Annotated in this window: 20 protein-coding genes; 13 read left to right on the forward strand and 7 right to left on the reverse strand. The window is 33.3% G+C overall.

The genetic code is table 11. The annotated features are described in order from the left end of the window. Nucleotides 1-226 precede the first annotated feature (226 nt). Nucleotides 227-541 (forward strand): HPF/RaiA family ribosome-associated protein, encoded by a 315-nt coding sequence (locus JI750_RS03480; RefSeq protein WP_111425972.1) that lies wholly within the window; start codon nucleotides 227-229, stop codon nucleotides 539-541. Between the two features lie 144 nt (nucleotides 542-685). Here the strand turns inward: JI750_RS03480 and JI750_RS03485 are convergent, their stop codons facing one another. Continuing rightward, complete coding sequence (locus tag JI750_RS03485) at nucleotides 686-1,345, reverse strand: hypothetical protein (protein WP_201998983.1); 660 nt, start codon at nucleotides 1,343-1,345, stop codon at nucleotides 686-688. 235 nt (nucleotides 1,346-1,580) lie between these two features. On the opposite strand from JI750_RS03485, the gene JI750_RS03490 reads away from it, so the two are divergent. The 5 genes from JI750_RS03490 (at nucleotide 1,581) to JI750_RS03510 (ending at nucleotide 5,619) form a co-directional block, all read left to right on the forward strand. Beyond that, nucleotides 1,581-2,069, forward strand: a complete 489-nt coding sequence (locus JI750_RS03490; protein WP_201998984.1) for a nuclear transport factor 2 family protein — start codon at nucleotides 1,581-1,583, stop codon at nucleotides 2,067-2,069. A 263-nt stretch (nucleotides 2,070-2,332) separates the two neighbouring features. Next, nucleotides 2,333-3,715, forward strand: coding sequence for an ammonium transporter (locus tag JI750_RS03495; protein WP_201998985.1), 1,383 nt, complete (start codon nucleotides 2,333-2,335; stop codon nucleotides 3,713-3,715). Nucleotides 3,716-3,850: 135 nt separating this feature from the next. Next, a complete protein-coding gene (gene trmB / locus JI750_RS03500; protein ID WP_091490651.1) occupies nucleotides 3,851-4,528 on the forward strand; it encodes a tRNA (guanosine(46)-N7)-methyltransferase TrmB in 678 nt (225 codons plus the stop codon). Nucleotides 4,529-4,570: 42 nt separating this feature from the next. Beyond that, nucleotides 4,571-5,209: a lysine transporter LysE gene (locus JI750_RS03505; protein ID WP_201998986.1), complete on the forward strand. Its 639-nt coding sequence runs from the start codon at nucleotides 4,571-4,573 to the stop codon at nucleotides 5,207-5,209. A gap of 83 nt (nucleotides 5,210-5,292) precedes the next feature. Then, nucleotides 5,293-5,619 (forward strand): MGMT family protein, encoded by a 327-nt coding sequence (locus tag JI750_RS03510; RefSeq protein ID WP_201998987.1) that lies wholly within the window; start codon nucleotides 5,293-5,295, stop codon nucleotides 5,617-5,619. A gap of 221 nt (nucleotides 5,620-5,840) precedes the next feature. Here the strand turns inward: JI750_RS03510 and JI750_RS03515 are convergent, their stop codons facing one another. Together JI750_RS03515 and JI750_RS03520 are read right to left on the reverse strand one after the other, a co-directional pair. Next, nucleotides 5,841-7,166: a sensor histidine kinase gene (locus tag JI750_RS03515; RefSeq protein WP_201998988.1), complete on the reverse strand. Its 1,326-nt coding sequence runs from the start codon at nucleotides 7,164-7,166 to the stop codon at nucleotides 5,841-5,843. 145 nt (nucleotides 7,167-7,311) lie between these two features. Beyond that, the gene (locus JI750_RS03520; protein WP_201998989.1) at nucleotides 7,312-8,664 is read right to left on the reverse strand and encodes a sigma-54-dependent transcriptional regulator; all 1,353 of its coding nucleotides are present in this window, start codon (nucleotides 8,662-8,664) and stop codon (nucleotides 7,312-7,314) included. 160 nt (nucleotides 8,665-8,824) lie between these two features. Here JI750_RS03520 and JI750_RS03525 point away from each other — a divergent pair, with 160 nt between their 5' ends. From JI750_RS03525 to JI750_RS03535, 3 genes are all read left to right on the forward strand, one after another. After that, nucleotides 8,825-10,069 (forward strand): efflux RND transporter periplasmic adaptor subunit, encoded by a 1,245-nt coding sequence (locus JI750_RS03525; RefSeq protein WP_111376032.1) that lies wholly within the window; start codon nucleotides 8,825-8,827, stop codon nucleotides 10,067-10,069. A 144-nt stretch (nucleotides 10,070-10,213) separates the two neighbouring features. Beyond that, a complete protein-coding gene (locus JI750_RS03530) occupies nucleotides 10,214-10,921 on the forward strand; it encodes an ABC transporter ATP-binding protein (RefSeq protein WP_111376033.1) in 708 nt (235 codons plus the stop codon). A 134-nt stretch (nucleotides 10,922-11,055) separates the two neighbouring features. Next, on the forward strand, nucleotides 11,056-13,485 hold the full coding sequence (locus JI750_RS03535) for an ABC transporter permease (RefSeq protein ID WP_201998990.1): 2,430 nt from the start codon (nucleotides 11,056-11,058) through the stop codon (nucleotides 13,483-13,485). A gap of 65 nt (nucleotides 13,486-13,550) precedes the next feature. Here JI750_RS03535 and JI750_RS03540 read toward each other — a convergent pair whose 3' ends face one another. Further along, nucleotides 13,551-15,152, reverse strand: a complete 1,602-nt coding sequence (locus JI750_RS03540) for a L,D-transpeptidase family protein (RefSeq protein WP_201998991.1) — start codon at nucleotides 15,150-15,152, stop codon at nucleotides 13,551-13,553. Between the two features lie 385 nt (nucleotides 15,153-15,537). Between JI750_RS03540 and JI750_RS03545 the strand changes: the two genes are divergently transcribed. From JI750_RS03545 to JI750_RS03560, 4 genes are all read left to right on the forward strand, one after another. Further along, complete coding sequence (locus JI750_RS03545; protein WP_201998992.1) at nucleotides 15,538-16,665, forward strand: Mrp/NBP35 family ATP-binding protein; 1,128 nt, start codon at nucleotides 15,538-15,540, stop codon at nucleotides 16,663-16,665. Nucleotides 16,666-16,748: 83 nt separating this feature from the next. Further along, a complete protein-coding gene (locus tag JI750_RS03550) occupies nucleotides 16,749-16,988 on the forward strand; it encodes a NifU family protein (protein WP_095929732.1) in 240 nt (79 codons plus the stop codon). Between the two features lie 213 nt (nucleotides 16,989-17,201). Next, nucleotides 17,202-17,681 carry a hypothetical protein gene (locus JI750_RS03555; RefSeq protein WP_201998993.1) on the forward strand — a complete coding sequence of 160 codons (480 nt, stop codon included), beginning with the start codon at nucleotides 17,202-17,204 and terminating at the stop codon, nucleotides 17,679-17,681. A 58-nt stretch (nucleotides 17,682-17,739) separates the two neighbouring features. Continuing rightward, the gene (locus tag JI750_RS03560) at nucleotides 17,740-18,057 is read left to right on the forward strand and encodes a 2Fe-2S iron-sulfur cluster-binding family protein (RefSeq protein ID WP_091490641.1); all 318 of its coding nucleotides are present in this window, start codon (nucleotides 17,740-17,742) and stop codon (nucleotides 18,055-18,057) included. A gap of 46 nt (nucleotides 18,058-18,103) precedes the next feature. Here JI750_RS03560 and JI750_RS03565 read toward each other — a convergent pair whose 3' ends face one another. The 3 genes from JI750_RS03565 to JI750_RS03575 all read right to left on the reverse strand — a co-directional run bounded on the left by JI750_RS03565 (nucleotide 18,104) and on the right by JI750_RS03575 (nucleotide 20,404). Next, nucleotides 18,104-18,784 carry a DUF6058 family natural product biosynthesis protein gene (locus tag JI750_RS03565; protein ID WP_201998994.1) on the reverse strand — a complete coding sequence of 227 codons (681 nt, stop codon included), beginning with the start codon at nucleotides 18,782-18,784 and terminating at the stop codon, nucleotides 18,104-18,106. 1 nt (nucleotide 18,785) lies between these two features. Continuing rightward, complete coding sequence (locus JI750_RS03570; protein WP_201998995.1) at nucleotides 18,786-19,295, reverse strand: SMI1/KNR4 family protein; 510 nt, start codon at nucleotides 19,293-19,295, stop codon at nucleotides 18,786-18,788. Between the two features lie 119 nt (nucleotides 19,296-19,414). Continuing rightward, nucleotides 19,415-20,404, reverse strand: coding sequence for an aspartate-semialdehyde dehydrogenase (locus JI750_RS03575; protein WP_201998996.1), 990 nt, complete (start codon nucleotides 20,402-20,404; stop codon nucleotides 19,415-19,417). Nucleotides 20,405-20,470: the final 66 nt, after the last annotated feature.

Consider the following 20,470-nt stretch of genomic DNA (forward strand, 5'->3'; position numbering starts at 1 on the left):
TTCATAATCTTGAATTTTAGGAACTCCAAATATATGAAAAACAAAAACAAATTGTAGGTTTTTTCTTTGTTTTAAAAATGAAATACTCTAAGTATATTTTCTCCAAATCGAAATTACAAAATTGAAAAATAAATCAATTTAAAATTTCATAATATTTCCTTAACCTACTTGTCTTTTATCTTTAAAATCGATAAGTTTGAGAATGAATCATTAAATTTTATTTGTTATGAAAGTACAAATCAACACCGACAAAAACATTGAAGGAAGTGCAAGATTAGAAAGTTATTTTTCTGGAGAGGTAGAAAAAAGCTTAGACCGTTTTCAAGATAAAATTACTCGCGTAGAAATTCATTTTGGAGATGAAAATGGAGAAAAATTCAGCTTGCATGACAAAAAATGTGTGATTGAAGTTCGTCCTGTAAAACTACAGCCCATTACGGTTACAGAACACGCAGACACTCTAGAAAAAGCTTTTAGCGGTGCATTGGCAAAAGCTAAAAAAACATTGACGAGCACTTTCGAGAAGATAAAAGAACATTAATTTTTTTTAAACCATATAAGTGATATAAGTTCATTTTAAGTTTACTGAAAAACTTTATATCACAAAAAAAGCGAAGCACTTTTAGTACTTCGCTTTTTTTGTGTGAAAATCTTAAATTCTCTTATATCACTTATATGGTTTACTTTATTTAGGTAACGGTGCGCCTACTGCAATATCGCAACGGTGGCCTGGTTTTCCGTGTGGCGGATTCATTCCGTCTGCTACTGTAGCTTCAGTGCCTTCCGTACTTAACAAAGCTGGAACTGGGTTTGATGCTGGCGGAGTAACCGTAAAGTTTTGAGTAACTGTTCCGCTTTGAGTTGTATTTGCTGTCGTTGTATTTTTAGCAGGAGCAGAATTTAATGGCGCTCCAACCGCAATATCACATCTGTGTCCAGGCTGTCCGTGTGGCGGATTCATTCCTTTTGCCACTTTTACTGGCGTAGCAGTTGTAGTCGTTACCATTTTCTGCTGCTGAGTCGGATTTACTTGCACCGTTTGTCCTTGAGTTGCCTGCACTTGCTGTGTCGGCGCAGAATTTAAAGGCGCTCCAACCGCAATATCGCAACGGTGGCCTGGCTGTCCGTGAGCAGGATTGATTCCTTTAGTATCGCTTAAAACTGTATTTGGGTTTGCTGCAGGGTTTTGCACCACTGGCGTAGCTGGTTTAGTTGTATCTTTTGCAAGTCCTAACCTTACTAATTCTGAAGTTGCTGTACTTTCTTGCGGTTCTAATTCCTTTTTACAGGAAACGAACAATAGAGAAGTTACAGCGAGTGAACTTATAAGTAATTTTGCCTTCATGACTGGGGTATTTTTATTGATGAATCAAATATAGTGGTTTTTGAGATATTACACCATATAAGTAATGTAAGATAATTTAAGCTTTACTTACACTTGCCACAAAGGCACCAAGGCGCAAAGTTTTATTTTAAAGATTCTTAGTGCCTTTGCGGCAATAATTCGTTTTCTTTAGTTTTCTTATATCACTTATATGGTTCAAAAAAAATTATACCTTTAAACTCAAATACTATATCTCATGAAAAAAACACTTTTACTCCTTTTGTTTGTTGCTTCTTTTGCCAATGCACAAACAGACAAAAACAAAATCAATCAGACTCTCGACACGTGGCATAAAGCTGCGGGCGAAGTAAAATATGATGCTTACTTCAGTACATTGGCAGACGATGCCATTTATATTGGAACTGATGCTACAGAAAATTGGACTAAAAAAGAATTTGCCGTTTGGGCAAAACCATTTTTTGATAAAGGAACAACATGGAATTTTAAAGCCTTAGAACGTCATATCTTTTTTGATAAAAGCGGAAAAATAGCTTGGTTTGATGAATTATTAGACACACAAATGAAAATCTGTCGCGGTTCTGGAGTTTTAATAAAAGTGGGGAACGAATGGAAAATTCAGCATTATGTTCTATCGATGACTGTTCCAAATGACGAAGTTGATGCCGTAACCAAAATAAAAGCACCAATTGAAAACGCTTTGATTGCAAAACTTCAGAAAAAATAAAACATTTTACGGTTTTCTTATTATAAACGTAACTTTTTGAGCACATAAGAAGCGCTGTTAGCAGATTAATTTTAATTAATTCAGCAAAAACAGTGCTTTTTTGTAACTTTAGAATAAGATACTGTCAAAAAAACATGCCGTATTTTACAAAATCGATCAAAATAAAAGCCACACCTCTATTTTAACAGCCTTCAAAACAAGAATATTTATTTTTTTCTAACTTTGACCCTAAAAAAAATAGGGTTAAACAAAGTATTTTAAAAATGAAAATAGAAAAACGCTGGATTATATCCTTTATTATGATCAGTGTCGTGTGTACGATAGGTGCATTTTGGCCAACAGTTACAGAAAATAATTATGTTTTATCAGAATTCGGAACTACAGATAATATCGTTCCTGCTGATGTTGCCTGGATGCTTACTTCGAGCTGTCTGGTTTTAATCATGACCCCAGGATTGTCTTTCTTTTATGGCGGAATGGTAGGCAAGAAAAACGTTATTTCTACTATGCTTCAAAGTTTTATTTGTTTAGGTGTCGTTACGCTTTTATGGGTTGTAGTGGCATTTAGTTTGGCTTTTGGAGAACCAGTTGGTTTTGGTTCTGGAGATCATTTTTACAGCTTTTTCGGAAATCCGACCACTTTTGCTTTTATGGATTATGTTGGTGTTCTGCCACATAAACAATTGGCCAATACGATTCCGTTTATGCTTTTTGCTTTGTTTCAAATGAAATTTGCCATCATTTGTCCTGCTATTATTACCGGTTCATTTGCAGAACGCGTTCGCTTTATTTCTTATTTAGTTTTCATTAGTTTATTCACGATATTTATTTATGCTCCTTTATGCCACGCCGTTTGGTATCCAACAGGTGTTTTAGGAAGCTATTTTGGCGTTAAAGATTTTGCTGGAGGAACTGTAGTACACATGAGCTCTGGTTTTGCAGCTTTGGCTGGAGTTATTGTTTTAGGAAAAAGAAAAAACAGCCAGCATATTCCAACCAATATCCCGTTTGTGTTATTAGGAACAGGAATGCTTTGGTTCGGTTGGTTCGGATTCAACGCTGGGTCTGCTCTGGCTGCCAACGGAACTGCTGCTATGGCTTTTGCAACCACTACAACTTCATCGGCTGCAGCTATGTTAACTTGGATTTTCTTTGACAGAATGAACGGAAGAAAAGTTTCTGCTCTAGGAGCTTGTATTGGAGCTGTTGTAGGTTTAGTTGCTATTACACCTGCCGCAGGATTTGTTTCGGTTCCAGAAAGTATGTTCTTCGGTTTCATTACGGCTTTGGTTTCTAACACGGCTGTAAACTGTAAATATTCTAAAAAATTCGATGATACGCTTGATGTTTTTGCTTGTCATGGTGTCGGCGGAATTATGGGAATGATTCTAACTGCTATTTTCGCTCACGGCGAAGATGCAAGTTTACTTCACGGCGGATGGAATGTTTTTGGACATCACATGATGGCATTGGTTTTGGTATCAATTTTTACTTTCTTCGGAGCTTATTTCTTATTTAAAGTAACCAATTTCATTATTCCGCTAAGAGTTTCAGAAGAATCAGAACACATCGGATTGGATTTATCTCAGCACGATGAATCTCTTGACCCAAAAGCACAGCCAATTACTGAGCCTCATTACGGTTAAGATTTTTTTTCGCCACGAATTCACGAATTATTTTTAAAATAAAATTCGTGAATTCGTGGCGGAAAACTTTTTAAACCTAATTACGCTATTTTCATTCGTTTATATTCCTTAATTTTGCCGAAAATTTTTGTAAAAGTGGGAAGTAAAAATAAACTAAAAAGATTCAGAGAAAACGAAACATTTCAAAACGTTTTTCAACCAACCAGAGAAGAAGTTGTAGGCGATTTAATGCCGTTAAAAGGAAAATGGAATTCTGATTTCTTTAAAAATGATAATCCATTAGTTTTAGAATTAGGATGCGGAAAGGGAGAATATTCTGTTGGATTAGCTGAAAAATACCCAGACAAAAATTTTATCGGAATCGACATTAAAGGTGCGCGTTTCTGGAGAGGTGCTAAAACTGCTGTAGAAAACGGACTTCATAATGTAGCTTTTGTTCGTACTCAAATCGAATTGATCAATCATATTTTTGCTGAAGGCGAAGTTGACGAAATCTGGATTACTTTCCCAGATCCGCAAATCAAATATAAAAGAACTAAACATAGAATGACCAATTCTGAGTTCTTGAAATTATATAAAAAAATCCTGAAAAAAGACGGTGTTGTAAACCTTAAAACCGACAGCGAATTCATGCATGGATATACTTTAGGATTGCTTCACGGTGAAGGTCACGAAGTTTTGTATGCAAATCATAACGTATATAAAAACGAAGGAAGTCCTGAAGTTGTAACTTCTATCCAGACTTTCTACGAAAAACAATATTTAGAAATTAATAAGGCAATTACGTATATTCGTTTCAAAATTAAAGACTAACTTTAATTTTGAAACCTTTATCTAACCCATTTTAATAACTAAATGACCTACCTTACTCCTTTAATTTCAGGTTTTATTGCCGCTGCCATTGGAACTATTCCGCCTGGATTGCTCAATATGACGGCTGCCAAAATAAAAATGAAAGAAGGGAAAAAGAATGCGCTGTCATTTGTAATTGGTGCGGTTTTAATTATTTTTTTTCAGGCTTATGTTGCCGTTTTATTTGCGCGCGTCATAGACAATCGTCCAGATGTTGTCATATTATTACGTGAAGCTGGTTTTATCATTTTTTCTATCTTAACCGTTTATTTTTTCTTTTTTGCAAAAGATCCGATAGCTAAGAAAAAAACCAAACTAAAGAAAACCAGCAAAAAAAGCAGTTTCTTTCTCGGAATGCTTCTTTCTGGTTTAAACTTTTTTCCTATTCCTTATTATGTTGTAATAAGCGTAACGCTTGCTTCGTATCATCTTTTTGTATTCGAAAACACAATTATTTTAACCTTTGTATTAGGCTCAGTTCTTGGAGCTTTTGCAATTTTATATAGTTATATTGCTTTCTTCGGAAGAATAGAAAAGAAAACCGATTACTTCATGCGAAACATGAACACTATTATCGGAACCATAACAGGATTAGTTGCTCTTGCAACACTTTTTAATATTCTGAATTACTACTTCGGATAAATAAAACTAACCAATAAGAGATTAAGAAAAATTAAGTTTTTATCTTTATTAACTTCATATCTTAATGGTAAAAATATTTTAAAATGGCAGAAGAGAATTTTTTCGAAAGAGTTTATGTAATCGCCAGACAAATTCCGTTTGGAAAAGTTACTTCGTATGGCGCTATCGCGAAAGCATTAGGTACAACTCGTTCTGCAAGAATGGTAGGTTGGGCAATGAATGCCTGTCATAATATGGATGATGTTCCTGCGCATAGAGTGGTAAACCAAAAAGGACTTCTAACAGGAAAACATCATTTTGATGGAACCAATTTAATGCAGCAGCTTTTAGAAAATGAAGGAATCAAAGTGGTCAACAATCAGATTGTAGATTTTGAAAAGCATTTCTGGAAACCTGAAGTTGAATCGTAAAAATCATTTTAACCATATAAGTGATATAAGTTCATTTAAACATTGTGTTTATATCTCTCGCAAAGACGCGAAGTCGCAAAGAAAATTTAAAATAAGCTTTGCGACTTCGCGTCTTTGCGAGATTAAAAACCATGCTCGATATTTATTCTCTTTGAGCAGACGCAGAGCATTGCGTCTCTACGAAAAAATCTTTGCGTCTTAGCGCCTTTGTGGCAAAAACACTAAATCAAGCAAATCACAAAACTCGTTTTATCTTCATCAGTTTGATAACTTAGATAACCTCCATGTGCTTCGATAATATTTTTAGAAAGCGTCAAACCAATTCCTGCTCCATCTTTTCTGGTAGTGAAAAATGGCAAGAAAACTTTATCTCTAATTTCGGTATCTACTCCTTTTCCATTGTCTGAAATCACAATAAAAAAGCGATTATTTTCTGTATAACTAGAGACAATAAGTTTCTTTTCTTCTTTTTCTTTTAAAGCATGAATACTATTGGTAATCAAATTGATAATTACCTGCTCCATCTGATTTTTATCAATCATAATAGAACGGGAACTATGAATTTCATTTATCAACTCGATTCTTTCTTCCTTCAAAATTGGATTCATAATTCGAAGACAATCTTCAAACAAGGCATTTATTGGTGTCATTTGTTTGTTTGGAGTTGGTAGCATTGCCAGTTTACGATAATTCTCAACAAAAAACTGCAAATGATCACTTCTATTTATGATTGTCGAAATACTGCTTTTGATGTCTTCAAAATCATCTTCTTCCAATTCTTCTTGATCTACAATATGAAGCAGATTCTGCGAAAGCGCACGAATCGGCGTTAGCGAATTCATTAATTCATGCGAAATAATCTTCATTAAATTAATCCACGCTTCTTTTTCTTTCTTCTCAATCACACGCTGAATACTGTCCAATAAAATAATAAAGTACTCTTTATTATAAGTTTGCGTATGCGAAGTCTGAAGCATAAAAGTCTGCAAGTCTTGATCTTCAATTTTGATAGAAATAGCTTTTTTAAGTTCAGTAAAACCAACCTTTTCAATCTCACTGCATAAACTTGGAAGATAATTTTTAAGATATTGCCAATGATTTACTTTTGGCACTTTGAACAGTCTTGAAAAACAGTCATTCATTATAAAAATCGACCAATCCTCATTTTCTTTTTCTAAGATCAAAGCCGCAGTATCAATACTGTTCAAAATCGAACGATAGATTAATTCTTTGGAAGTCTGCTCTTGTTTCTGAACCTTTAAAGTGTCATATAAAAGGTATAAACTATTAAAGCTGTCCTTTTTATGCTCTTCTGGAAAATGGGCAGAAAAGTCATCATGCAGAATAGAGTTTATCGTTTTATCATAAAACATCAATTGGCTTTTGACAAAAAAATACATTTCGAAAAGGAAAATCAAAACGAAAACCCCAGCCAAAATGCCATTGAATCGAAATCCATTATAAAACAATAACGCACTGCAAAGAAAGAGCCCCATGACAAACACAACTCTCACAAACAACGCATTATAAAACTTCCAGTTCTTCATTATTTTTTGAATTGCCTCCAGCTTTAGCTGGAGAGATATATTATTTATAGAAATAGGCTTTAGCCAAAATACTTATGTTTGGCTAAAGCCTAAAACCTCATCTCAATATTGACATCCAGCTAAAGCCGGACGCTACGCATTTTCTTTAATTTTTCAAATCGTATTTTTCTATTCTTCTGTATAAAGCAGCGCGAGACAAACCAAGTTCTTCAGCGGTTTTACTGATGTTTCCATTGTATTTAAAAAGTGCTTTTTCGATGGCGCCTTTTTCCATTTCAGATAGCGGATTCTCATCATTTTCCTGAATTTCTTCAAAATCTAAAATATCCAAATCTATTACCGAAATCGTATTGTTTTCAGCCAAAATCAAAGCGCGTTCAATCTTGTTTTCCATTTCTCGGACATTTCCTTTCCACGGATATTTTTCCAGATAAGATGCAGCATTTTCTTCAAAACGCCAGTTTTCCTGATTGTATTTTTCGGCAATCTGTTCCAGAATAAAATTGGCCATTGGCACAATATCGTCTTTTCTTTCACGCAAAGACGGAAGATTTATTTCCATTGTATTAATTCGGTACAGCAAATCTTCACGGAACGTTTTATTTTTTACTTCGGTTTTAATATCGCTATTTGTAGCGGCAATAACACGAACATTTAATGGTCTTGGCTTGCTTTCGCCTAAACGCGTTACGGTTTTCGTTTGCAAAACATGCAATAATTTAGCTTGAAGATGAAGCGGAATATTCCCGATTTCATCTAAAAAAATAGTACCGTTTAAGGCATTTTCAAAACGTCCTGGAGTATCGATTTTAGCATCAGTAAAAGCTCCTTTGGCGTAACCAAAAAGTTCGCTTTCAAACAGATTATCACTTAGAGAACCTAAATCGACATGTATAAAAGGCTGATTTTTTCTTTCTGAATGCTGGTGAATAAATTCCGCAAAAACATACTTTCCTGTTCCGTTTTCACCCAAAATCAAAACATTGGCATCTGTTCTAGCTACTTTTTCAGCCATAGAATATGCTTGTTTTATTTTTGCTGAAGTGCCCACAAAATATTTCTTTTCAGCTTTCTCTGCTTTTTCTAATGCTGTTTTTTTGCTATTTTTTCTGCTTTCAATAAGCGCTTTATCAATAACTTCTAACAATTTTTCGTTGTTCCAAGGCTTTAGAACATAATCAAAAGCTCCAATTTTAATACCTTCTACAGCGGTTTCAATTTTACCAAAAGCGGTCATTAAAATAACGACTGTCTGCGGAGAAAGCGTTTTAATTTCTTTCAGCCAATGAATTCCCTCGCGCCCATCTTCAAAACCAATTCGGTAATTCATGTCCAGCAACACGACATTTATGTCATTTTCGTTTAAGATTGAAATGATTTTTTTAGGACTATTAGTTGTAAAAATGGTTTCAAAATGCTTTTTAAGAATCATTTTTGCAGAAAAAAGTATTTCTTCCTGATCGTCGACAACTAATATTTGGGCTAGTTTTTTTCTCATTTGGTCTTTTTTCTGTCCGCTTCCGAACGGTCAACTGTTCATTATCGGACACTGCTTTTTTGAAGTGTTTCCTAAAGCCTCTTTAAATTCAACACTTTACAAATAATAAATTTTATGGCACAGTATTTACCTATTGATTATCAGTAAAATAAATTATAAAATGGACACGGTAATTCCTCGTAAAAATAAAAAATTTAGATATCTCGCAATAGCAATTGCTGTTTTTTTAGTTTTGCTTACCATCTCAGTTTTTGCTTTTAACACCAAAAGAACTTTAAATGTAAAAGCAGACGAATTGGTAATTCAAAAAGCAGAAAAAGCCTTTTTTGAAGATTTTGTCGTTTTTCAGGCAAAAGTAGAACCTTTGAATGTAATGCTGGTAAACGTTACCGAAGGCGGTTCTGTAAAAGAGATTTTTGTAGAAAATGGCGCGATGGTTACCAAAGGGCAATCGCTGGCTCGTTTGTACAATCCGAATACAGAATTAAATTATCTTACTCAAGAGACTGCTATTATTGAGCAAATCAACAATTTAAATACTGGAAAATTAAACATTAGAAATCAAGAATTAAACTTAAACAAAGATTTAGTTTTGATTGAACACGATTACAACGATGCAAAAAGATTGTACGACATGAATGCAAAGCTGTATGAGAAAGATGTGATTTCTAAAAATGACTGGAATACTTTTAAGGAAAGCCTTCGTTTTCAGGAAGAGCGCAAAAGAACAATTCAGCAGAGTATTCAAAAAGAGAAACAAAGCAATCAAGTTCAGATCTCTCAAATAAACCGTTCGATCCAGACTATGGAAAAGAGTTTGGATATTCTTAGAAATAACAAAAAGAACTTTTTAATCACAGCACCAGAAACAGGACGATTGACTTCTTTTGAACCTGTTTTAGGAAAAACTTTTCAAGCAGGCGCAAGCATTGGAAAAATTGATTCTAATAAAGGATACAAATTGACTGCCGAAGTTGACGAATTTTATTTGGAAAAACTTAGAGAAGGATTAAAAGGACAAGTAGAATTTAAAGGCAAAAATCTTGAAGTTATCGTGACTAAAGTAATTCCCGAAGTTAAAGGCGGACGTTTTACTGTAGAATTAGCTTTTGCTTCTAAAGAAAATATTGTACTTCAAGACGGACTTAGCTTTGGCGTAAAATTGATTTTATCTGAAAAGAACAAAACTTTAGTTATTCCGAGAGGCGCTTTTAATCAGGAAGCAGCAGGAAAATGGATTTTTGTAGTAAACGGAAACAAAGCCGTAAGAAGAAATATCAAATTAGGACGCGAAAATCCTTCTTATTATGAGGTTCTAGAAGGTTTAAAAGAAGGCGAATCTGTAGTTACTTCTTCTTATACCGATTATAAAGATATTGAAGAACTTTCTCTAAATAAAGAATAGTTTGTTTTGTTTCAAGCTTCAGGTTTCAAGTTAACGCAACGAAAAGAACATGAAACTTGAAACCTGAAACAAACAAAAACGCAATCATCATTTCAATCATCAATCAAAAAACGTATTTAATAACATTTCAAAACCTTAAAAATTATGATCACAATTCAGAATTTAACCAAAGTTTTTAGAACAGAAGAAATAGAAACTGCTGCTTTGAGCGGTATCAACGTAGAAATAAAAAAAGGAGATTTTTTAACCATCATGGGACCTTCGGGCTGTGGAAAATCAACTTTATTAAATATAATCGGGCTTTTGGACAGCGCAGATGGCGGAAGCTATAAATTATTAGATCAGGAAATGATTGGTCTGAAAGAAAAAGGAAGAGCGCAAGTGCGTAAAGAAAACATTGGTTTTATTTTTCAAAACTTCAACTTAATCGATGAGCTTTCTGTTTACGATAATATCGAACTGCCATTGCTTTACAACAATGTAAAAGCTTCTGAAAGAAAACAGAAAATTGAGGCTATTGCTGAAAAATTAAATATCTCTCATCGTCTGAAACATTTTCCGCAACAGCTTTCGGGAGGACAGCAACAGAGAGTTGCGGTTGCAAGAGCTTTGGTAAATGACCCTAAAATTATTTTGGCCGATGAGCCAACAGGAAACCTAGACAGTAAAAACGGTAATGAGGTAATGGAACTTTTAACCGATTTGCATGCTAAAGGCGCTACCATTTTGATGGTTACCCACTCTGATTATGATGCTTCTTTTTCGCAAAGAACCATTCATATGAAAGACGGAGTTATATTTTCTGAGAAATTAAATCAACGAAATGTTGATGTTTTTATGGACGCTAAATAATAAAGTGATGATTAAAATTATTGTTACTGCATTTGTAGTTCTGGTAGAATTAGTGTGCAAAATATTTACTATGATTTAAAACCCGAAAGGTTTACCAAAAACAACCATATCAACTATAAAAAATATACTTCAAAATGATTTTTAACTGGTTTAAAATATTTATATATCATTTAAAGCAAAGCAAACTGTTTTCGTTTTTAAATGTTTTAGGACTAAGCATCGGAATTGCGGGCGTAATCTTTGCCATTTTGTATTGGAACAATGAGCATTCTTATGATCAATGGAATCCTGAAAAAGAGAATACCTACATGGTCCTTAACAGACTTAGCAATGGAGACACATGGGGTTCCAATTCTATTCCGTTTGGCGAGACTTGTAAAGCTTCTATTCCTGAAATAGAAAATGTGTGCTTCTTTCATACTTGGTACGATGAAGACATAATCAAATATCAGGATCAAAAACTGATGACAAAAGACATCCTCTCTAGCGATGAAAATTTCTTTGATTTTTTTCCATTTGAAATTATTAAAGGCGCTAAAAGCAATATTCTAAAAGAAAAAAATAGTGTTGCAATTTCTGAAGAACAGGCATTATTAATGTTTAAAAATGAAGATCCTATTGGAAAATCTATTTCTTATGGAAATAAAAACTATACCATAAAATCGGTATACCGCATTAGTAAACCATCATCTATAGAACCTTCTTTTGTTTTTAGTGATGTGAAAAGAGAAGGTGACCTTGATGCATGGGGAAATTTTAATTATGGTTTACTAATTAAAACTAAGAAAAATGCAGATGTTTCTACTGTTTTAAAGAAAATGCAAAATGTTTATTTTGTAAATAGAACCGTAAAAGATGCCAAAGAAAGCGGCATGACCGTTGAACAATATGTTAAAGAAAACGGTGAAATAAAAGTCATTTTAGATCAATTGAAAACGTCTCGCCTTTACGGAACCAAAAGTTCTGCTGGTCAAAACTATCCTGAAGGTGTAGGAAATTTAAAATTGCTTTATATCATGGCGGGCTTGTCTGTTTTGATTTTAGTTTTATCATTGGTAAACTACATCAACCTAGCAACAGCATCGGCTATAAAACGCGCAAAAGAAGTTGGGGTACGCAAAATTGTAGGCGCTTCAAAAAATCAGATTATTATTCAGTTTATTTTCGAAACTGCAATAATTGTAACATTAGCTATTTTGTTTGCCTTAGCAATTGTAGAACTTTCATTGCCATATTACAACAATTTTTTAAACAAAACACTGACTATGAATGGCAGTGAATTCTACCTGCAGCTCATTTTCATTTTTGGATTAGTTATCGTTCTTGCGGGTATTTTCCCTGCCATTTATATCTCAAATTTTGAAACTCTAAAAGTTTTAAAAGGTAATTTCTCTCGTAGCAAAGGAGGCATTTGGATTCGGAATTCGATGCTTATTTTTCAGTTCGGAATTGCGGCTTTCTTTATCATTGGAGCGCTAATTGTCAATTCTCAAGTAAAATATATGATGGAGAAAGATTTAGGCTTTAGTGGTGATCAGGTCATTTCTATTCCTTATAATACCGTGGACAGACTCAAAAGAACTGATGATTATTTAGTTTCAAAACAAGAAATTAAAAAAATACCGGGAGTTGTTGATGTTACTACATTTGCTGGAGCTTTTGGAGGCAATTCAGGTTCAAGTTCAGGATTTAAGCACAATGGGATTTTTGTACAGCCAAAAAACATTGAAATGGATTTTGGTTTCCTAGATATGATGAAAATAAAAATAGTTAAAGGCCGCGATTTATCTCCTCAATACGCTTCAGATACTATAAGCGGCATGCTTATGAATGAAACATTGGTTAAAATGTTAAACCTGAAAGATCCAATTAATACCGTTATAACTTCGGGATGGAGCATCAACAATGGAGACAATTTAAAGTTTAAAATTGTTGGAGTTGTAAAAGATTTCAATTTAACCGGATTACAAAATGAAGTTCCTCCAATGGTTTTTATAAATCTTAAAACTTTAAAATGGAATAACTTTAGTAATGTTCTTGTCAAGGTTTCGCCAAATAATTTAACAGAAACGTTAGATAAATTGAAATTATATTGGGAGAAGAATGTAAACCCAGACTATCCATTTGACTACGAATTTGTTAACAAAGGATTTGCGAGAACTTATGCAGAGCAAGTGAAACAAAAAAACCTGTTTTTTATTCTAAATTTGGTTGTAATTATAATTGCTATCTTTGGATTGTTTGCTTTGGCATCATTTTCGATGGAGAGAAGATTGAAAGAAATCGCCATTAGAAAAACTTTAGGAGCTGAAACAGATATACTCCTAAAAGAATTATCGAAACAATATATTGTTTTCTGTTTTATAGGATTTGCAATCGGAATTGTTCCTGCTTATATATTATTACAGAAATGGCTTGAAGATTTCGCTTTTAGAATTGGAATATCGACCATTCCATTTGTAATTGCCCTGATTTCTCTTTTGATTTTAACTTTAATAATTGTTTTAACAAAAGCATTTCAGGTTACTAGAATAGACGTTTTAAAATATCTAAAATACGAATAAGCTTGTAGACCATTTTTTTTAAAGAAGCCCGACAGATTTCAGTAAAATCCGTCGGGCTTTTGTTTTTAATCTTTCATGGTTACAGAATCATTGTAGATCAGCTTATCCAGACTTTGGTCACGATCGTATACATCTGGAAAAAAATTAACTTCTCCATTATCCTGAACCCAGCATGTAAAATAACCTATATAAACAGGAATTTTACGTTTAAGCATACAAGTAGTTTCTTTTCCGCCATTCATAGCACTTTCTATTTTATCCGCTGGCCAGTCTGGATCATCTTTTAAAATATGTAATGCAAGCTGTTTGGCTTCTTTCACATTTATACAGCCGTGGCTAAAAGTACGTTTTTCAAATTCGAATAAACTTTTTGCAGGCGTGTCGTGCATATAAATATCGTTTGGATTCGGAAACATGAATTTTACTAATCCCAGAGAATTTTTAGGTCCTGGTTTTTGCCTTACTTTACCTCCGTTCCATTCCATATTATGTTCTTCTAAATAGTTTTTATCACTTGCAATCTGGAGTTTCAACTCGTTTTGAATAATACTTGTCGGCACATACCAATACGGACTAAAAACGATTCGATCCATACTTCCGCTAAAGATTACCGTTTCGCTTAGCCTATTACCAACAAAAATGTCCGAAACTAGATCATACTTTCCATTCTTCACATAAAACAGTCTAAATGAAGGAATATTTACCATAACATACTCATCCGCTTTAGCCAATTTGGTCGGAATCCATCTGCATCTTTCCATATTCAGCATAATGGTTCTAATTCTCTTGCTAATCGGCTCATTCATCTGATTGATAATATCTCTGGTGAGAGCATAATTTATTTTTAGGTTATATCTTTTTTTATAGTTTAAAACTCCTGCCATTAATTCTTCGTCATAAATATCACTTCCAGAATCTTGTTTTAAATCTCCAACTACAAACAGACGGTTTCTAATTTGCTTTATCGCAATTGCAGTATCGTCTGGTCTTAAATCTTTAAAAGTAGCACTGTCAATCGCAATTTTCTGCCATAGATTATCGGTTTCTATTTTACGGTATTTTTTAAGCGCATCTTTCAATCTGTAGTATTGACTAAATAAAAGATTATCATCTTTATCCAATCGATCAGAATCAACCATTAAAGAATCTAGAATATGAGTGTACGAAATAGATTTTGCAGGCAAATACCATCCTATTTTTTTCAGTGTAGCAGGATCAACTCCAGAATATACATTACTGGCATAGAATACATACATACTGGTTAGCAGTAATTCGGTATCAAGCTGCGATGGTTTGTTTGAAGAACTTTCGTTAAAAGCCTCATCAATTTGTTCTTTATAGGGCATTTTTTCTTCAATTCCCTGATCTTTCAAAACATTTACTTTCTGATATAATAAAGATCCAAATTCGGTTATACTTTTATCATCATACCAAATAGATTTGTACGCTTTGGCTTTATAAATCCCCTCAACATCTTTCTGATATTTTTTAAGCTTAGGATATTTTTTAAAAAAGGCATTAATCGAAGCCGCGTCAATGGTAATGACTGCGACAGCTTTTCGATTTGTTACATCAGTCTTGCTTGTAGCATTGTTGGAAAATGAATTGAATGAAAATGCAAAAAAACTGACTGTAACAATAATTAAAGAAGAAGTAAAATTTCGCATATTTTTAAAGTTTTAAATTGGTAGAAATAACTTTAAAAAAAATACCGAAAACCCAATAAATTACTCAAAAAAACCTTAGTTTTCACATATTTTTTTCATATCTGGCAATCATCGATTTGGGCTATCAAATATAACGAAGTTTTGTGAGAATTTTAATTTAATTAGAAGAAAACTTTTATAAAAATCATTCCTAATAAACAGATTCTTAAATTCAGTTTTCTACAAAAAGTTATGTTGAATAATTTTGAATAATCTCAATATCAATAATTACAATTCAAAAACGCTTAATTTCCGAACTTAATCTGTTATCTTTGCACCCTAAAATCAGTTTAAATAAATATAATCTTATAAGACTGGTTGGAGAATAAAAAAATAGCCCATTACAATGAAACTAGATAGAAAAGAAATTCTAAAAGCCTTAGAGACAATCACTATTGCTGGAGAAGGAAAAAATATGGTTGAAAGCGGTGCTGTAACCAATGTTATTACATTTGGAGATGAAGCTGTTGTAGACCTTGTATTGCATACACCTGCTATGCACATCAAAAAAAGAGCTGAAGATGATATTAAAAAAACCATCCATGATTTAATATCGCCAGATGCGAAAGTAAAAGTAAACATTAAAGTAGAAGCTCCAGAAAAACCGGAAATTAAAGGCCGTGCAATTCCTGGAATCAAAAATATTATCGCAGTTGCTTCTGGTAAAGGAGGAGTAGGAAAATCTACTGTAACTGCAAACTTGGCTGTTACACTTGCCAAAATGGGCTTTAAAGTTGGTGTCTTGGATGCTGATATCTACGGTCCTTCGATGCCAATTATGTTTGACGTTGAGAATGAAAAACCAGTTTCTGTAACAGTTGACGGAAAATCAAAAATGAAACCAATTGAAAGCTACGAAATCAAAATGCTTTCAATCGGATTTTTTACAGCGCCAAGCCAAGCTGTAATCTGGAGAGGACCAATGGCTGCAAAAGCATTAAATCAAATGATTTTTGACGCAGATTGGGGAGAATTAGATTTCATGCTTCTTGACTTGCCTCCTGGAACTGGAGATATCCACCTTTCTATCATGCAGTCGCTTCCAATTACTGGAGCTGTTGTAGTAAGTACTCCGCAAGCAGTAGCACTTGCAGATGCTAAAAAAGGTGTGGCAATGTTTATGCAGGACAACATCAATGTTCCTGTTTTAGGAATTATTGAGAATATGGCTTACTTTACACCAGAAGAATTGCCAGAAAACAAATACTATATTTTTGGACAAGAAGGCGCTAAAAACCTTGCTAAGGATTTAGGTGTACCATTTTTAGGAGAAGTACCAATTGTACAATCTATTCGTGAAGCAGGAGATTACGGTCGTCCAGCAGCATTGCAAACTGGTTCTCCAATAGAAACTGTTTTTGAAGAAATTACTAGAAATGTTGTTCAAGAAACAGTAAACAGAAACGAAAGCCTACCTGCAACAGAAGCTATCAAGATTACAACAATGGCTGGTTGCTCGGCAGTAAAAAAATAATTAGATAATTGAGATCATGTGACAATTAGATCATTTTAAAGAATTTTCTAATTGACACATTTTCTAATTGACACATTCATATTATGACAACAGAAGAATTAACAAGCAATGTTTTATTGGCCTTAGACGAGATAAGACCATTCTTAAAATCTGACGGTGGAGATATTTCATTAATTTCTATTGAAGATGACAAACATGTAAAAGTTCGTTTGGAAGGAGCTTGCATTAGCTGCAGCGTGAATCAAATGACACTAAAAGCAGGTGTTGAAACAACTATAAAAAAATATGCGCCACAAATTGAAACTGTGGTAAATGTGATGTAACAAAAATCAGTATTTTTTTCAAAATTAAACCTTCAGAGTTTAACAAGAATAATAAGTGATTTATCGTTTGATTAATAAAATGATAAAATAATAGCCAAAAAAAGATGTTTTTTGTCACATTCACAAAAAACAACGCAAAGATTTAAGAGTTTCTGTTAAGGAATTGTTACATTTTTAACTTAAATTTGTCACATAACCCTAAATCATTAAACTATGAGAAACTTTTACGCTCTTTTTTTATTATTTTTCGTAAGCGCTGTAAATGCACAACAGGGCCAAACACTTTTTGCTGAAAAAGCTTGGGTAAATGAATCTGAAGAATGGTCAGATTTTCAATATTCGGGACAAATTATTTTTTCTACGAATGGAAAAACTGAAGAAGGCGCTTTACGAATTGGCAATTATGATTTTTTATATGACCTTTGCGAAGGAAAAGCAAAGTTCTCAAGTAAAACAACTTATAGTTCTGCCGATTTCTCGCATCCAAGAAAACTTAGTGCACAAACAGACAAACAAGGAATTTTAAATTCTACTTACGAAGGAACTTTAGTTTTCCAGTCTGATAAAGATTATTATTCTGTTATCTCCCTTGTAACAATATTAGAAAAAGGAGGCAATATTATTGGTGTTAAAATGCGCCTTAAAGAAGGCAATCGAAAAGAATATGCTTTTAGCTTAAAAGAAAAAAGTTAAAATTAATAGAGAATTTGAACACGTTTTCAAATTCTACAATAAAATTCCCATAATTAAAATGGATGTATTAATAAAAATTAAAGATCGTGAGGGAGTTATACACGAGTTACAAGCTCCAACCGATATGGCAATGAATATAATGGAGTTATGCAAAGCATACGAACTTCCTGTTGAAGGAACCTGTGGCGGAATGGCCATGTGTGCTTCTTGCCAGTGTTATGTTCTAAATGATGTTGCACTACCAGAAATGGGTGATGATGAAGAAGCTATGCTTTCAGAAGCATTTTACGTGAAATCTAATAGCCGTTTAGGTTGTCAGATTCCAATTACTGAAGACTTAGAAGGTTTAGAACTGGAATTAGCTCCTGAATACTAAAAATAGAAAAAGCGAGAATAAAATGGTTCTCGCTTTTTTGTTTTTTTTAATACTTTTTTATCAAATCATCCAAAGAAAACTCCTTTAACAATTTGTCCAAATATTTACCTCTACTGCTCAATTCTCGCTGGTAAGGAGCAAACAAACTGGTCGATTTATTCAGTTCGTCATTCAGTTCTTTCAGGTAATTTTCTTCTTCTATTGTCTGCGATGACGACTTATTAGCGATAAAATCTAAAATTCGTTTGATAGCGATTTCTTTTTCGATAATAGCATTTTCGTCATTATTCAAAGTACAGATTCCGTAAACACCTTTACAGTAATAATTCCATTCTTCTTCTAAAGCATTTTCTACTTTTTCAGGATTTATTTCTCCATTTTCATCAAAAACATTTCCATACGCAAATGCTTTATTCTGATGATTGTTTAAATTCAAAAGCAACTTCTCTTTAAATTCCTTTTTCAATTCTTCATAAGATTCCGTCCTATTCTTCTTAATCAGATCTACAATATTTTGAGCAAAGTATCTTAGGGATATCGTCAATGTATGCTGATCATTTAAAGGTGAACTAATCGTTATTTCTGAATTAATTACATAAGAAGGTGACGGAATTAACTTTTTTTCAATAAGCTTATTTAATTCATCATCCGATAATCTTGTAAGTCTTTTGACTTCTTCAAATTCCAGATAATTGTCTACGATATAAGCAAGATTTTCATCTCTCATCTTAATTATTGTTTAAAAAAATTGATGGATCAAAAGGCTCAAATTCTCTTTCAGAAAAAGCTTCGGTCAAAACACCAGACGAACACAACCAAGTAATGGTTTCTTCCAACCTATTTCCTGCTTTATAAATCATTTCGCTATATCTTGGCAGAACATAATATTGATTGTTTAAGAGAATAATTTCATCACCATCGAAAGTATCTCCAACTCTAATAGAGTTTAGCACTTCTTCTTTAGTTAAAACTTCTTTTCCTTCATCCCAAAACCAATATTCAGTAATACGGTTTTTCCATTCTTCTAGAGTTAAAACAATAGTTTCAGGAAGATAAACCCTTACATAAGTTCCTCCAAGAATTCCGCTTCCGTATGTTTGAACATATTCTTTATAATCTTCATCAAAAGTTATATTGAGCGTCTTTTCGCAAGCCAATATATCTTCTTCATCAGCGGTAAAAAGATCTGTTTTATTGGTGTTGTAATTAGGAATTATTTTATAGTTATCGAAATTCATAAGGTTTAAATTTTAATCGCTAAGTTACTATTTATTAAAACCATTTCTCACAAAAAAACCGTAATTACATTACTGTAATTACGGTTTTCTCTTTATAACAATTTTATTTAATCTCTCGATTATACCAAACCTGCTTTAATTAAATATTCAGCAATTTGGATTGTGTTTGTCGCAGCTCCTTTTCTTAAGTTATCAGCAACAATCCACATGTTTAATGTATTTGGCTGGCTTTCATCACGACGGATTCTTCCAACAAAAACATCATTTTTACCTTCTGCATATAATGGCATTGGATAAGTAAAGGTATCTAAATTATCTTGAACTACTACTCCATCAGTATTGTGTAAGATTTCGCGAACTTCATTTACATCAAAATCATTTGTAAACTCAACGTTTACAGCCTCACTGTGTCCTCCAACAACTGGAACACGAACAGCAGTTGCAGTAACTCTGATAGTGTTATCACCTAAGATTTTTTGAGTTTCGCGAACTAATTTCATTTCTTCTTTAGTGTATCCGTTTTCTTCAAAACTATCGCAGTGTGGAATCGCATTTCTGTGAATTGGATATTTGTAAGCCATATCGCCTTGAACTCCAGCGTACTCGTTTTCTAATTGTTTCACCGCTTTTACACCAGTTCCTGTGATAGATTGGTATGTAGAAACAATGATTCTTTTAATGTTGTATTTTTTGTGCAAAGGCGCCAAAGTCATTACCATTTGAATAGTAGAACAGTTTGGGTTTGCAATAATTTTATCTTCTTTAGTTAAAACATCAGCATTGATTTCTGGAACTACCAATTTTTTAGTTGGATCCATTCTCCATGCAGAAGAGTTGTCGATAACAGTTGTTCCTGCAGCAGCAAATTTTGGAGCCCACTCTAATGAGGTATCTCCACCTGCAGAGAAAACAGCAATATCAGCTTTCATGTCAACAGCTGTTTGTAATCCTACTACTTTATATTTGGTTCCTTTGTATTCAATTTCTTTTCCAACTGATCTTTCTGATGCAACAGGAATTAATTCTGTAACAGGAAAATTTCTTTCTGCTAATACTTTAAGCATTACTTCGCCTACCATTCCAGTAGCGCCTACAACTGCAATTCTCATTTTTATATTTTTAAATAATCAATTAATCTAATTTTGTAACGCAAAAGTAAGTATAATAAAAGTCTC

Origin of the sequence: Flavobacterium tagetis, from assembly GCF_016735615.1 — a bacterium.
Lineage (GTDB): Bacteria > Bacteroidota > Bacteroidia > Flavobacteriales > Flavobacteriaceae > Flavobacterium > Flavobacterium tagetis.